14 protein-coding genes (1 of these 14 cut by a window edge) are annotated in these 12195 nt (G+C 58.6%); 9 read left to right on the forward strand and 5 right to left on the reverse strand.

The annotated features are described in order from the left end of the window. A protein-coding gene (tyrS, locus tag KSS91_RS26070; RefSeq protein ID WP_217836500.1) for a tyrosine--tRNA ligase crosses the window boundary here: on the reverse strand, positions 1-644 show its 5' portion. Its footprint begins 556 nt before the window's first position; the window shows 644 of its 1200 coding nt (coding positions 1-644); the start codon lies at positions 642-644; the stop codon falls past the left edge of the window. 211 nt (positions 645-855) lie between these two features. Here tyrS and KSS91_RS26075 point away from each other — a divergent pair, with 211 nt between their 5' ends. After that, positions 856-2274, forward strand: coding sequence for a peptidoglycan DD-metalloendopeptidase family protein (locus tag KSS91_RS26075; protein WP_217836501.1), 1419 nt, complete (start codon positions 856-858; stop codon positions 2272-2274). 3 nt (positions 2275-2277) lie between these two features. Beyond that, the gene (locus KSS91_RS26080) at positions 2278-3369 is read left to right on the forward strand and encodes an anhydro-N-acetylmuramic acid kinase (protein WP_217836502.1); all 1092 of its coding nucleotides are present in this window, start codon (positions 2278-2280) and stop codon (positions 3367-3369) included. A gap of 68 nt (positions 3370-3437) precedes the next feature. Here the strand turns inward: KSS91_RS26080 and erpA are convergent, their stop codons facing one another. After that, entirely contained in the window at positions 3438-3788 is a 351-nt protein-coding gene (gene erpA, locus KSS91_RS26085; RefSeq protein WP_007906865.1) for an iron-sulfur cluster insertion protein ErpA, read from the reverse strand. Between the two features lie 166 nt (positions 3789-3954). Beyond that, the gene (gene argC / locus KSS91_RS26090) at positions 3955-4989 is read right to left on the reverse strand and encodes an N-acetyl-gamma-glutamyl-phosphate reductase (protein WP_007980174.1); all 1035 of its coding nucleotides are present in this window, start codon (positions 4987-4989) and stop codon (positions 3955-3957) included. A 135-nt stretch (positions 4990-5124) separates the two neighbouring features. On the opposite strand from argC, the gene hemJ reads away from it, so the two are divergent. The 6 genes from hemJ to coq7 all read left to right on the forward strand — a co-directional run bounded on the left by hemJ (position 5125) and on the right by coq7 (position 9753). Continuing rightward, the gene (gene hemJ / locus KSS91_RS26095) at positions 5125-5553 is read left to right on the forward strand and encodes a protoporphyrinogen oxidase HemJ (protein WP_015097042.1); all 429 of its coding nucleotides are present in this window, start codon (positions 5125-5127) and stop codon (positions 5551-5553) included. A gap of 33 nt (positions 5554-5586) precedes the next feature. Next, positions 5587-6555 carry an NAD(P)H-dependent flavin oxidoreductase gene (locus KSS91_RS26100; RefSeq protein ID WP_015097043.1) on the forward strand — a complete coding sequence of 323 codons (969 nt, stop codon included), beginning with the start codon at positions 5587-5589 and terminating at the stop codon, positions 6553-6555. A gap of 90 nt (positions 6556-6645) precedes the next feature. Further along, positions 6646-7611 carry a DUF805 domain-containing protein gene (locus KSS91_RS26105; RefSeq protein ID WP_217836503.1) on the forward strand — a complete coding sequence of 322 codons (966 nt, stop codon included), beginning with the start codon at positions 6646-6648 and terminating at the stop codon, positions 7609-7611. Between the two features lie 61 nt (positions 7612-7672). After that, positions 7673-8461: an SDR family NAD(P)-dependent oxidoreductase gene (locus KSS91_RS26110; RefSeq protein WP_217836504.1), complete on the forward strand. Its 789-nt coding sequence runs from the start codon at positions 7673-7675 to the stop codon at positions 8459-8461. 80 nt (positions 8462-8541) lie between these two features. Continuing rightward, positions 8542-8880 (forward strand): histidine triad nucleotide-binding protein, encoded by a 339-nt coding sequence (locus KSS91_RS26115; RefSeq protein ID WP_007980184.1) that lies wholly within the window; start codon positions 8542-8544, stop codon positions 8878-8880. 225 nt (positions 8881-9105) lie between these two features. Continuing rightward, entirely contained in the window at positions 9106-9753 is a 648-nt protein-coding gene (gene coq7, locus KSS91_RS26120; RefSeq protein WP_007980187.1) for a 2-polyprenyl-3-methyl-6-methoxy-1,4-benzoquinone monooxygenase, read from the forward strand. Between the two features lie 117 nt (positions 9754-9870). On the opposite strand, the gene speD is transcribed toward coq7, so the two are convergent. Next, a complete protein-coding gene (gene speD / locus KSS91_RS26125; RefSeq protein WP_007980189.1) occupies positions 9871-10662 on the reverse strand; it encodes an adenosylmethionine decarboxylase in 792 nt (263 codons plus the stop codon). A gap of 239 nt (positions 10663-10901) precedes the next feature. Then, positions 10902-11324, reverse strand: a complete 423-nt coding sequence (locus KSS91_RS26130) for an OsmC family protein (RefSeq protein WP_015097046.1) — start codon at positions 11322-11324, stop codon at positions 10902-10904. A 224-nt stretch (positions 11325-11548) separates the two neighbouring features. Here KSS91_RS26130 and crp point away from each other — a divergent pair, with 224 nt between their 5' ends. Beyond that, positions 11549-12193, forward strand: coding sequence for a cAMP-activated global transcriptional regulator CRP (gene crp / locus KSS91_RS26135; RefSeq protein WP_217836505.1), 645 nt, complete (start codon positions 11549-11551; stop codon positions 12191-12193). Positions 12194-12195 lie beyond the last annotated feature (2 nt).

Raw genomic sequence — 12195 nt, forward strand, 5'->3', positions numbered from 1 at the left:
ATGGTCAAGATGCACTGAGCCTCCTGGCCATAACCACGCTGCAGCTCACGCCCCATCAACAGGTTGAACTTCTGATCGGTACCACCGAGTTCGACGTCCGCGCGCAAAGCTACCGAGTCGTAACCCTGAACCAGCGGATACAGGAACTCGTGAATGGCGATCGGCTGATTGGTCGTGTAGCGCTTGTCGAAGTCATCGCGCTCGAGCATGCGAGCCACGGTGTACTGCGAAGTCAGGCGAATGAAGTCGGCCGGCCCCATCTGATCCATCCAGGTGGAGTTGAAGGCCACTTCGGTTTTTGCCGGGTCCAGAATCTTGAAGACCTGAGTCTTGTAGGTCTCGGCGTTCTCGAGGACCTGCTCGCGAGTGAGCGGCGGACGCGTAGCACTTTTGCCGCTCGGATCGCCGATCATCCCGGTGAAGTCACCAATCAGGAAGATCACCTGATGCCCCAGCTCCTGGAACTGACGCAGCTTATTAATAAGCACGGTGTGACCCAGGTGCAGGTCCGGAGCCGTTGGATCGAAGCCCGCCTTAATACGTAGCGGCTGGCCACGCTTGAGCTTTTCAATCAGCTCGGACTCGACCAACAGTTCTTCCGCACCACGTTTGATCAGCGCTAGCTGCTCTTCAACCGACTTCATAACAGACCCGCAAGGCTCAGATTCAAAGGGAACCAACCATACAAGATCGCGCGTCAAATACAAGGTTTGCCCGGCGCACGGACGCCAATCCGCAGGCAGGGCACCTACGGACTTGCTTCAGAGATGATTTGGTTATATTTTATACAGTTATTTCATCTTCATCATGTCATTCATCTTTTCCAATTCATCTTTTTCAAAGTCAAAACCACTTATGACCAAAGAATCGTCTAAAGCGCCGCCGCTTTACCCGAAGACCCACCTGCTCGCCGCAAGTGGAATCGCCGCCCTTCTCAGCCTGGCGCTCCTGGTATTCCCTTCCAGCGATGTTGAAGCCAAAAAAACGACCCTGAGTCTTGAACTGGAAAGTCCTGCTGAACAACTGACACAAGATCAAGACGCTGCTGACGTCGTTCAAGCCACAAATGAACCTGTAACCCCCCCCTTCGCGCAGATCGACAACAGCGCCGAGGACACCCAGGAAACCGCTCAAGCCGAACCGGCGCCGGTCGTTGAAGAAAAGAAGCCGGCAAGCCACAGGGAAGTGATCGTCGCCAAGGGCGATACCCTCTCAACGCTGTTCGAGAAAGTCGGGCTTCCAGCCACTTCAGTGCATGAAATACTGGCCAGCGACAAGCAGGCCAAGCAGTTCAGCCAGCTCAAGCGCGGCCAAAAACTTGAATTCGAACTGAGCCCTGACGGCCAGTTGACCAACTTGCACAGCAAGCTCAACGAGGTCGAAAGCATCAGCCTGACCAGGAACGACAAGGGCTACACGTTCAATCGCATCACTGCGAAACCGACCGTGCGCTCCGCTTATGTTCATGGCGTGATCAACAGCTCGCTGTCGCAGTCCGCGGCCCGAGCGGGCCTGTCCCACAGCCTGACCATGGACATGGCCAGCGTGTTCGGCTACGACGTGGACTTCGCCCAGGACATTCGCCAGGGCGACGAATTCGACGTGATCTACGAGCAAAAAGTGGTCAACGGCAAGGCCGTCGGCAATGGCCCGATCCTGTCAGCGCGCTTTACCAACCGCGGTAAGACCTACACCGCCGTTCGCTACACCAACAAACAAGGCAACAGCAGCTACTACACCGCTGACGGCAACAGCATGCGCAAGGCGTTCATCCGCACACCGGTGGACTTCGCCCGCATCAGCTCGAAATTTTCCATGGGCCGCAAGCACCCGATCCTGAACAAGATCCGCGCCCACAAAGGCGTCGACTACGCAGCACCGCGCGGCACGCCGATCAAGGCAGCCGGTGATGGCAAGGTCTTGCTGGCCGGTCGCCGTGGTGGCTACGGCAATACCGTGGTCCTCCAGCACGGCAATACCTACACCACGCTCTACGGCCACATGCAAGGCTTCGCCAAAGGCGTGAAGACTGGCGGCACGGTGAAGCAGGGCCAGGTGATTGGCTATATCGGCACCACTGGCCTCTCCACTGGCCCGCACCTGCACTACGAGTTCCAGGTCAATGGTGTGCACGTCGACCCGTTGGGCCAGAAACTGCCAATGGCCGATCCGATTGCCAAGGCCGAACGCGCACGTTTCCTCGCCCAAAGCCAGCCCCTGATGGCGCGCATGGATCAGGAAAAAGCCACGATGCTGGCTTCGAGCAAGCGTTAAGTCATGGCGCTCTATATAGGTGTGATGTCCGGGACCAGCCTTGATGGCCTGGATATCGCGCTGATCGAGCAAGCCCCGGCGATCAGGTTGATCGCCTCACACTACATTCCGATGCCCGACTCCCTGCGCGCCGAGCTGCTCGGCTTGTGCGCCAGCGGCCCGGACGAAATTGCCCGCTCCGCCATCGCCCAGCAGAACTGGGTGACACTGGCTGCGCAAGGGATTCACAGCCTTCTCGCTCAACAGCAACTGAAGCCTGACGACATTCGTGCCATTGGCAGCCATGGCCAGACCATCCGCCATGAACCGGCACGCGGCTTCACCGTGCAGATCGGCAACCCGGCATTGCTGACGGAGCTGACCGGCATCACCGTGGTCAGCGACTTCCGCAGCCGCGACGTCGCTGCCGGGGGACAAGGTGCACCGCTGGTTCCCGCCTTTCACGAAGCCTTGTTTGAAGAACGGGGCGGGAATCGTGCAGTACTGAACGTAGGCGGCTTCAGCAATCTCAGCCTTATCGAGCCCGGCAAGCCGGTAGCCGGTTTCGACTGCGGCCCGGGCAATGTGCTGCTGGACGCCTGGATTCACCAGCAACGCGGCGACCACTTTGACCGTGACGGCCAATGGGCTGCCAGCGGCAACATTCAACCGGTGCTGTTGAATGCGCTGCTGAGTGACCCATTCTTTGTGACCAAAGGCCCGAAGAGTACCGGGCGGGAAGTGTTCAACCTGCCATGGCTGACGCAGCATCTGGCGCAACTGCCAGCCTTCTGCGCCGAAGATGTTCAGGCGACGCTGCTTGAACTGACCGCACTGACCATCATCGAATCACTGCAAAGCGCCCAGACAGACACGCAGGAACTGCTGGTCTGCGGCGGCGGCGCCCACAACACAGCCTTGATGAACCGCCTGGCCAGCCTGTTGCCAAACGCCAGTGTCAGCAGCACCGCGACTTACGGTGTAGACCCCGACTGGGTCGAAGCCATGGCCTTCGCGTGGCTGGCTTATTGCTGCCTCGAAGGCATCGCGGCCAACCGTCCGAGCGTTACCGGCGCCCGCGGGTTGCGCGTACTCGGCGCCATCTACCCCGCATAAATCCTCCACACAGCAAAACGCCGCAAGACCCTGAGGCCGTGCGGCGTTCTGTGAAACAGGTGCGCTGATCAGATCGAGAACGAAGAACCGCAGCCACAGGTGGTGGTCGCATTCGGGTTCTTGATGACGAAGCGCGAACCTTCCAGACCTTCCTGGTAGTCCACCTCGGCACCGGCCAGGTACTGGAAGCTCATCGGATCGACCACCAGGCTCACGCCTTCGCGTTCGACGATGGTGTCGTCATCGGCCACTTCCTCATCGAAAGTGAAACCGTACTGAAAACCTGAACAACCGCCGCCCGTAACGAATACGCGCAGCTTCAAGCGGTCATTCCCCTCTTCATCGACCAGGCTCTTCACCTTGTGCGCGGCACCGTGGGTGAATTGCAAAGCCGTGGGGGTGAAGGATTCGACGCTCATGCTGACTATCTCCCGGCGTTACGCCGTCATATTGCGTGATGACGCGCATTATCCGCTTCTCCTAGAAAAGCGGTCAACTATTGTTATGGTATATCAACCAATCCGATCGCCGGCCCGAAATGCAAAAAGGCCCGTCAGACGGGCCTTTTGCTGTACGCGATAAACCTTACGGCAGCATGCCGGCGTGGGAGAGACCCAGACGCTCATCCAGCCCGAACAGAATGTTCATGTTCTGCACGGCCTGCCCCGACGCCCCTTTGACCAGGTTGTCGATCACCGACAGCACCACCACCAGATCACCGTCCTGAGGGCGATGCACGGCAATACGGCAGACGTTGGCGCCCCGCACGCTACGCGTCTCCGGATGGCTGCCGGCCGGCATGACATCGACGAACGGTTCGTTGGCATAACGCTTTTCAAACAACGCCTGCAGATCCACCGAGCGATCAACAACAGTGGCGTAGAGCGTCGAGTGAATGCCGCGAATCATGGGTGTCAGGTGCGGAACGAAAGTCAGCCCGACGTCCTTGCCCGCTGCACGACGCAACCCCTGGCGGATTTCCGGCAGATGACGGTGACCTTTGACGGCATAGGCCTTCATGCTTTCCGACGTCTCGGAGTACAAAGAACCTACGGAAGCACCACGACCGGCACCGCTGACGCCGGATTTGCAGTCAGCAATCAGATGCGCAGCATCGGCCAGGCCGGCTTCGAGCAATGGCAGGAAACCTAATTGCGTTGCAGTTGGGTAGCAGCCCGGCACGGCAATCAGGCGCGCTTTCTTGATCTGCTCGCGATTGACTTCCGGCAAACCGTAGACCGCCTCGTCCAGCAGTTCCGGTGCGCCGTGCGGCTGGCCGTACCACTTGGCCCATTCATCGGCGTCTTGCAGACGGAAGTCGGCCGACAGGTCGATGACCTTGGTCCCGGCCGCCAGCAGTTCGCCCGCCAGGGCATGGGCAACACCGTGCGGCGTGGCGAAGAACACCACATCGCAAGCACCCAGGGTCTTGATGTCCGGAACGCTGAATGCCAGGCCGTCGTAATGGCCTCGCAGGTTCGGGTACATGTCGGCTACGGCCAGGCCAGCCTCGGATCGGGAAGTGATGACAACCACCTCAGCTTGCGGATGTTGCGCCAACAGACGCAGCAGTTCGACACCGGTGTAACCCGTGCCGCCGACGATTCCGACCTTGACCATAAACCTGCCCTCAACGAACCCACTGGAAAGCCGTCGATAATAGGGGCCGCGCGCCCCTGCGACAACCGTCAAGGTGACGTGCGGACGCTCAAGCCTCTACTATTCCCACTACCGTGAATTGGGGAATAACCAAAAATGCTCTATCTGTGGCTCAAAGCGTTTCATATCGTCAGCGTCGTGTGCTGGTTTGCCGGCCTGTTCTACTTGCCAAGACTGTTCGTTTATCACGCACAAAGTGAAGACACTATCAGCAAGGAACGCTTCAGCGTAATGGAGCGCAAGCTGTACCGGGGCATCATGGGCCCGGCGATGATCGCCACGCTGATATTCGGTGGCTGGCTCATCTACCTCAATCCAGGCATCTTCAGCCAGGGTGGCTGGATACACGCCAAACTGACCCTGGTGGTGATCCTGATCGGCTATCACCACATGTGCGGCGCCCAGGTAAAACGTTTTGCCCGTGGCGAAAACACCCGCAGCCATGTCTTTTATCGCTGGTTCAATGAGGTTCCGGTTCTGATATTGCTGGCAGTCGTAATTCTGGTCGTCGTTCGGCCGTTCTAAATCCAATAGACACCACTCACCGGGGTACTTCCAATGTCGCTGCCCGCTCTGCTCGAACAACGTTTGCGTCTGCCCGTGGTGGCTGCGCCGATGTTCCTGATTTCCAATCCGCAATTGGTACTCGCCTGCTGTCGTCAGGGCGTGGTTGGCAGCTTCCCGGCGCTGAACCAGCGCGAAAGCAGCGGTTTCAAGGCCTGGCTGGAAGAGATCGAAGCCGGACTGGCGACAATGGAAAACCCCGCGCCTTATGCCGTGAACCTGATCGTGCATAACAGCAATCCACGCTTACAGGCGGACCTGGAAATCTGTGTAGAGCACAAAGTGCCGATCGTGATCACCAGCCTCGGCGCCGTGAAAGAACTGGTCGATGCGGTGCACAGCTACGGCGGCCTGGTGTTCCATGACGTGACGACACGTCGTCATGCCGAGAAAGCGGCCGAAGCCGGCGTGGATGGATTGATCGCCGTGGCTGCCGGGGCCGGTGGACACGCCGGGACCTGGAGCCCGTTCTCGCTGATTGCCGAAATCCGCCAGTTCTTCGACAAAACCCTGTTGCTGGCCGGCTGCTTGAACCACGGACATGAAATTCTTGCCGCGCAATTACTCGGCGCGGATCTGGCCTACTTTGGCACTCGGTTTATCGGCACGACCGAAAGTCACGCGCCCGAGGCCTACAAAGAAATGCTGCTGACATCCAAAGCTGCAGACATCATCCATACTCCAGCCGTGTCAGGTGTCCCCGCAAGTTTCATGCGCCAGAGCCTGGAAGCCGCCGGTTTCGACATGGCCGCGTTGCAGGGCAAGGGCGAGATCAACTTCGGTTCCAAGCTCAAACCCGTGAGCGATGAAGCCAAAGCCTGGAAAACCGTTTGGTCTGCAGGCCAGGGCGTCGGAGAAATCGAGGACTTGCCGAGTGTCGAGCAGTTGATTGCACGTCTCGACGCCGAGTACCGCCAAGCCCTGGAGCATGCGGCCCAGCTGCCAAAACGCTGGCCGCGCTGACAGCAAATCTTGGCCAGCCCCTCCCGGCTGGCCTTACACTCACCCGGACACAACCTTCTTTCAACCTCTCGCGACAAGGATGCTTCGCACATGGGCGAAAATCGTTTCAAGATCGTATTCGAAGGTGCCTTGCTGCCCGGTGTAGATATCACCACGGCAAAGCTCAATCTCGCCGATTTGTTCAAAAGCGATGTCACAGCCATCGAGCGCTTGTTCGCCGGGCGCCCGGTAGCGCTCAAACGCAACCTGACGCAGGCCGATGCCCAGACCTATCTCCAGGCGCTGAGCAAGACCGGTATCGACGCGCGCATCGAAGCCGAAACACCGATCGAGTTGAATCTCGCCGACGTGCATGACCATACCCCGGCAAGTAGCCAGGCGGCCTTGGCAGAACCGCAGTCTCCTTACGCTGCGCCTCGCGCGCCCGTCGGCGAAGCCGTGGCGGAATTCGCCACGCTCCAGCCATTCAGCTTCGATGGCCGTATCGGTCGCTTGCGTTTTCTTGCCTGGACGCTGGTGCTGACACTGGTGCTCTCGGCTGTTTGCGGGGTGTTTGCATTGGTCGCCCTGGCCCTCATCGGTGCGGATTCAACCGCCGGCCTGATCCTGGGTGGCTTGCTGGCCCTGATCCTGTTTGTCGGATTTGCCTTCGTCAGCATCCAGATCACCGTTCAACGTTTGCACGATGTCGGCTGGTCCGGCTGGCTGTGGCTGCTGAACCTGGTGCCGTTTGTGGGCAGTTTCTTTCCGTTCGTGATCATGGTCGTACCGGGCAATGAACTGGCCAACCGCTACGGTCCACCGCCTCCGCCAAACAGTACCGCGGTCAAAGTATTGTCTTCGCTGTGGCTGGTCGTAATCGCACTGATCCTGGTCGGCTCCCTGGCCGGTGGTCTCTCGGCGATACAGGAAGAATACGAAAACGCCGCCCAGAGCAGCTACGACAGCAGTTCGGTCACCACCGATGAAATCGACGTCGAGGTCGAACCGGTGCCAATTTCCGCCGACGATGCAGCCGAAGAGGCCCAGCCCCCTGTAGACTCTGCGAAAGAATGAACAGCGCTCCTGGCTCGTGACACCTGCGTCGCGGCGCGGAGCTGTTGCGATGGAGAACTGCATGACCCGTTACGCTCTGATCACTGGCGCCTCCAGCGGCATCGGCCTGGCAATGGCCGAAGCGTTGGCCCGGCGCGGCCGCAGCCTGATTCTGGTGGCCCGACAACGTGATCAGCTGGAAAGCATTGCGATTGAATTGACCCAAAGGTTCGGCGTGGATGTGCTGTTCCGTGCCTGTGACCTGGGCGAACCGTTGCGCCTGTCCGGATTCCTGCTGGAGCTGGAGGAAGGCGACCGGCAAATCGATCTGTTGGTCAATTGCGCCGGCATCGGTACATGCGGCCCGTTTCTGGCCCAGGACTGGATGACCGAGCAAGACCTGATCGAAGTGAACATCCTCGCCCTCACCCGCCTGTGCCATGCCATCGGCAACAGCATGGCCCTGCAAGGCGGTGGGCAGATTCTGAATGTGGCCTCGGTTGCAGCGTTTCAGCCGGGACCATGGATGAGCACCTATTACGCCAGCAAGGCGTATGTGCTGCACTTTTCCGAGGGATTGCGCGTCGAGCTGAAAAAGTGCGCGATCAAGGTTTCGGTGCTCTGCCCCGGGCCGACCCGCACAGCGTTCTTCCGTACCGCGCAACTCGACAACGACAAACTGACCAACAGCAAACTATTGATGAGTCCCGAGGAAGTGGCGCTCTATACCGTGCGCGCCCTGGAAAAGAATCAAGCGATCATTATTCCGGGGCGGCGCAACCGCTGGCTCGCTTTCCTGCCGAGGCTCGGCTCACGCTGGCTGACTCGCACAATCGCCGGCATGGTCAACAAGGCTTACTGCCCGCGCTGATCCAACTCAAGGTAAAAGGCTGGGCGCTGGCATACGCCATGAGTACACTCAGGCCAGCACAAACAACGGAGAAAACAGCTGTGGATACTCTGTTCACCAAGATCATCAACCGGGAAATCCCGGCGAAGATCATTTACGAGGACGACCAGGTACTGGCCTTCCACGACATTTCCCCACAGGCACCGGTACATTTCCTGGTGATCCCGAAGAAGCCGGTTCGCACCCTGAACGATCTGACGGAGGACGACAAGGCACTGGCCGGACACATTCTGTTCACCGCCCAGCGCCTGGCCCTGGAACTGGGCTGCGAAAAAGGTTTCCGCGTCGTCATGAACTGCAATGAAGAAGGCGGGCAAACCGTCTACCACATTCATATGCACGTGCTTGGCCAGCGCCAGATGCACTGGCCACCGGGCTGATTGCTGCCCCCCTTGTGGGAGCGGCGGTGCGGCGATCCGACTTGCTCGCGAAGAGGGCCTCACTTTCAACATCTTTGTTGACTGACACTCCGACTTCGCGAGCAAGCCCGCTCCCACAAAAGGCATCACAACACTGTCACAGCCTCTGCATCACAATGACCCAGCGCAAACCATCCCCGGCCGATTGGGTTAAACTGGCCGCCGAAATTCTCCCCGGAGGTCAGCATGACTACCCAACGTCACTACTCGCCCATTGACCGCCTTCTGCTGCAAGCCGATGCCGCGATGCGCACCCTGCTGCCCTTCAGTGGCCAGCCGTACCGTCCGTCGCCGGCCATCGTGCAGCCCGATGCAAAAATGAGCGACGAAGACACGCGCCACGTTGCCGGCCTGATGCGCATCAACCATACCGGCGAAGTCTGCGCCCAGGCGTTGTATCAGGGGCAGGCGCTGACCGCCAGACTGCCGCAGGTGCGTGCCGCCATGGAGCACGCCGCCGAAGAAGAAATCGATCATCTGGTCTGGTGCGAACAACGCATCCATCAACTGGGCAGCCACACCAGCATCCTCAATCCGCTGTTTTATGGCATGTCGTTCGGAATTGGCGCCGTGGCTGGCCTGATCAGCGACAAAGTCAGCCTGGGGTTCGTGGCGGCCACGGAAGACCAGGTGTGCAAGCACCTGAACGAACACCTGGAGCAATTGCCGGCCGAGGATGAGAAATCCCGGGCGATTCTTGAGCAGATGCGTATCGATGAAGAACAGCATGCCGAAAGCGCGCTGGAGGCTGGTGGGTTCCGCTTTCCGGCGCCGGTGAAGTTCGGGATGAGCCTGATGGCCAAGGTGATGACCAAGAGTACTTATCGGATCTGATATCCCGGTCGCCTGTGAGGGCCTCTTCGCGGGCAAGCCCGCTCCCACAGGGGCCGCGTTTCGGCAATAAAAAAGGCGACTGCCATGAGGTAGTCGCCTTTTTTGTGTTCGAGAATCTTACGCCATGTTGCGCGCGTAGAAGATTTCGAGCATTTCGTGTTTCACCCGCTCGGTCACCTGGGCACGTTGCTCAGAGGACAGGTTGCTGGTGGCGTCACCGAACAGGTAGTTATCCAGTTCGAAGTTCTTCAGCAGCATTTTGGTGTGGAACAGGTTTTCCTGGTACACGTTCACGTCGGTCATCTGGTACGCGTCGCGAGTGTCATCGGAGAGGTAGTTCTGGATCGAGTTGATCTCGTGGTCGATGAAGTGCTTTTTACCTTCAACGTCACGGGTGAAGCCGCGCACACGGTAGTCCACGGTCACGATGTCCGAATCGAACTGGTGAATCAGGAAGTTGAGCGCTTTAAGCGGTGAAATGACCCCGCAAGTCGACACGTCGATGTCCACACGGAAGGTTGCAATACCGCTGACCGGATGGATTTCCGGGTAGGTGTGCACCGTGATGTGGCTCTTGTCGAGGTGGGCCAGAATGATTTCGGGCAGCGGGCCCGGAGACTCTTCGATCTGACTGTCGGTCGGGGTTACCGGCTCTTCGGAGATCAGGATCGTGACGCTGGCGCCCTGCGGCTCATAGTCCTGACTGGCAATGTTCAGGATGTTGGCACCAATGATATCGACAACTTCCGTGAGGATCTGCGTCAGGCGTTTCGCGTTGTACTCTTTATTGATGTACTCGACGTAAGCCTGCTGGTCTTGCGGGGTTTCCGCGTAGCAGATGTCATAGATGTTGAAGCTCAAGGTCTTTGTCAGGTTATTGAACCCGTGGAGCTTGAGTTTGCTTTTCACCGTTAAAAACTCTCTATGTGTTTGCGGCCCGGCCGCGTGATCAAGCATGCCCGTCAGATGCGAACAACGCACCTGCGTAGGACGGTTAACACCTCTTCGCGATGGCGATTTTGGTTGTCTGTTCGGGTGCGAGGCCTGTCGGCTGACGGGCCACTACCCTGAAAAAAGTGGCGCATTATGCAGACGTCAGCTTGTGTTCGCCAGAGTCTGCACTGCTTTTATGATAGTTGAATGTCGATTCAACCGAGCTCGATGATCTCGTAGTCGTGGGTAATCTCGACACCGGCCGCGCCGAGCATGATCGAGGCCGAGCAATACTTCTCGGCAGACAGCTCGATGGCACGCTTGACCTGGGCCTCTTTCAGCCCGCGGCCCTTGACCACGAAGTGCATGTGGATCCTGGTGAAAACCTTTGGATCTTCGGTCGCGCGCTCGGCTTCGAGGAAGGCTTCGCAGCTCTCGACGGCCTGGCGGGACTTCTTGAGGATGCTGACCACGTCGAAATTGCTGCAACCGCCGACACCCAGCAGCAGCATTTCCATCGGCCGGACACCCAGGTTACGTCCGCCAGCATCGGGCGGACCGTCCATGACCACGACATGACCGCTACCGGATTCGCCGAGGAACATGGCTTCGCCAGCCCATTGGATGCGTGCCTTCATCGCCAAGACTCCACTGTATAAAAAAGGGTCGCCAGCTTAGCACAGCCCCCGAGATTGACAGCGCCCGCCATCCTCGGACATATCCCACAGCCTTGTAGGTAAATGCTCGAATATTTCAGGAAGTGTCTGGTAAGCTGACGCCAATTCAATGGCGCATGGCCAACCTCACTCCAGCGTTCGCTATTTATAAAAACCACACCGTGCAGTCTTTTCGGGATACAACCATGGTTGCTATTGCCCCCAACCCCAAGATCAAGAACCTCGACAAGCTGTTGATGCATTGCCAGCGTCGCCGCTATCAGGCCAAGAGCAACATCATTTGTGCTGGTGACCGCTCGGAAACGCTGTTCTTCATCATCAAGGGATCAGTCACCATCCTGATCGAGGATGACGACGGGCGGGAAATGATCATTTCCTACCTGAATGCCGGGGACTTTTTCGGTGAGTTGGGCCTGTTTGAGCAAGCTGGCCTGGAGCAGGAGCGCAGTGCCTGGGTGCGAGCCAAGGTCGAATGCGAAGTTGCGGAAATCAGCTACGCAAAATTCCGCGAACTGTCCCAGCAGGATCCGGACATTCTTTACGTCCTCAGCGGACAAATCGCACAGCGCCTGCGCAATACCACGCGCAAGGTCGGTGACCTGGCATTTTTTGACGTGACCGGCCGCGTTGCCCGCTGCCTGCTGGAGCTGTGCAAGCAGCCAGACGCCATGACCCACCCCGATGGCATGCAAATCAAGGTGACCCGTCAGGAAATCGGGCGGATTGTCGGTTGTTCCCGGGAGATGGTCGGTCGCGTGCTCAAGGATCTGGAAGATCGCAACCTGGTGGACGTCAAAGGCAAGACCATGGTGGTCTTCGGTACGCGTTAAGT

This window comes from Pseudomonas azerbaijanorientalis, from assembly GCF_019139795.1.
Lineage (GTDB): Bacteria > Pseudomonadota > Gammaproteobacteria > Pseudomonadales > Pseudomonadaceae > Aquipseudomonas > Aquipseudomonas laurylsulfatiphila.

What these genes read in the sequence shown, in the direction of transcription:
- KSS91_RS26105 (WP_217836503.1), top strand. Translation starts at nt 6,646, where the DNA reads ATGGGCGAAAATCGTTTCAAGATCGTATTCGAAGGTGCCTTGCTGCCC.
- KSS91_RS26080 (WP_217836502.1), top strand. Translation starts at nt 2,278, where the DNA reads ATGGCGCTCTATATAGGTGTGATGTCCGGGACCAGCCTTGATGGCCTG.
- erpA (WP_007906865.1), bottom strand. Translation starts at nt 3,788, where the DNA reads ATGAGCGTCGAATCCTTCACCCCCACGGCTTTGCAATTCACCCACGGT.
- KSS91_RS26130 (WP_015097046.1), bottom strand. Translation starts at nt 11,324, where the DNA reads ATGAAGGCACGCATCCAATGGGCTGGCGAAGCCATGTTCCTCGGCGAA.
- hemJ (WP_015097042.1), top strand. Translation starts at nt 5,125, where the DNA reads ATGCTCTATCTGTGGCTCAAAGCGTTTCATATCGTCAGCGTCGTGTGC.
- coq7 (WP_007980187.1), top strand. Translation starts at nt 9,106, where the DNA reads ATGACTACCCAACGTCACTACTCGCCCATTGACCGCCTTCTGCTGCAA.
- KSS91_RS26075 (WP_217836501.1), top strand. Translation starts at nt 856, where the DNA reads ATGACCAAAGAATCGTCTAAAGCGCCGCCGCTTTACCCGAAGACCCAC.
- KSS91_RS26100 (WP_015097043.1), top strand. Translation starts at nt 5,587, where the DNA reads ATGTCGCTGCCCGCTCTGCTCGAACAACGTTTGCGTCTGCCCGTGGTG.
- KSS91_RS26110 (WP_217836504.1), top strand. Translation starts at nt 7,673, where the DNA reads ATGACCCGTTACGCTCTGATCACTGGCGCCTCCAGCGGCATCGGCCTG.
- crp (WP_217836505.1), top strand. Translation starts at nt 11,549, where the DNA reads ATGGTTGCTATTGCCCCCAACCCCAAGATCAAGAACCTCGACAAGCTG.
- argC (WP_007980174.1), bottom strand. Translation starts at nt 4,989, where the DNA reads ATGGTCAAGGTCGGAATCGTCGGCGGCACGGGTTACACCGGTGTCGAA.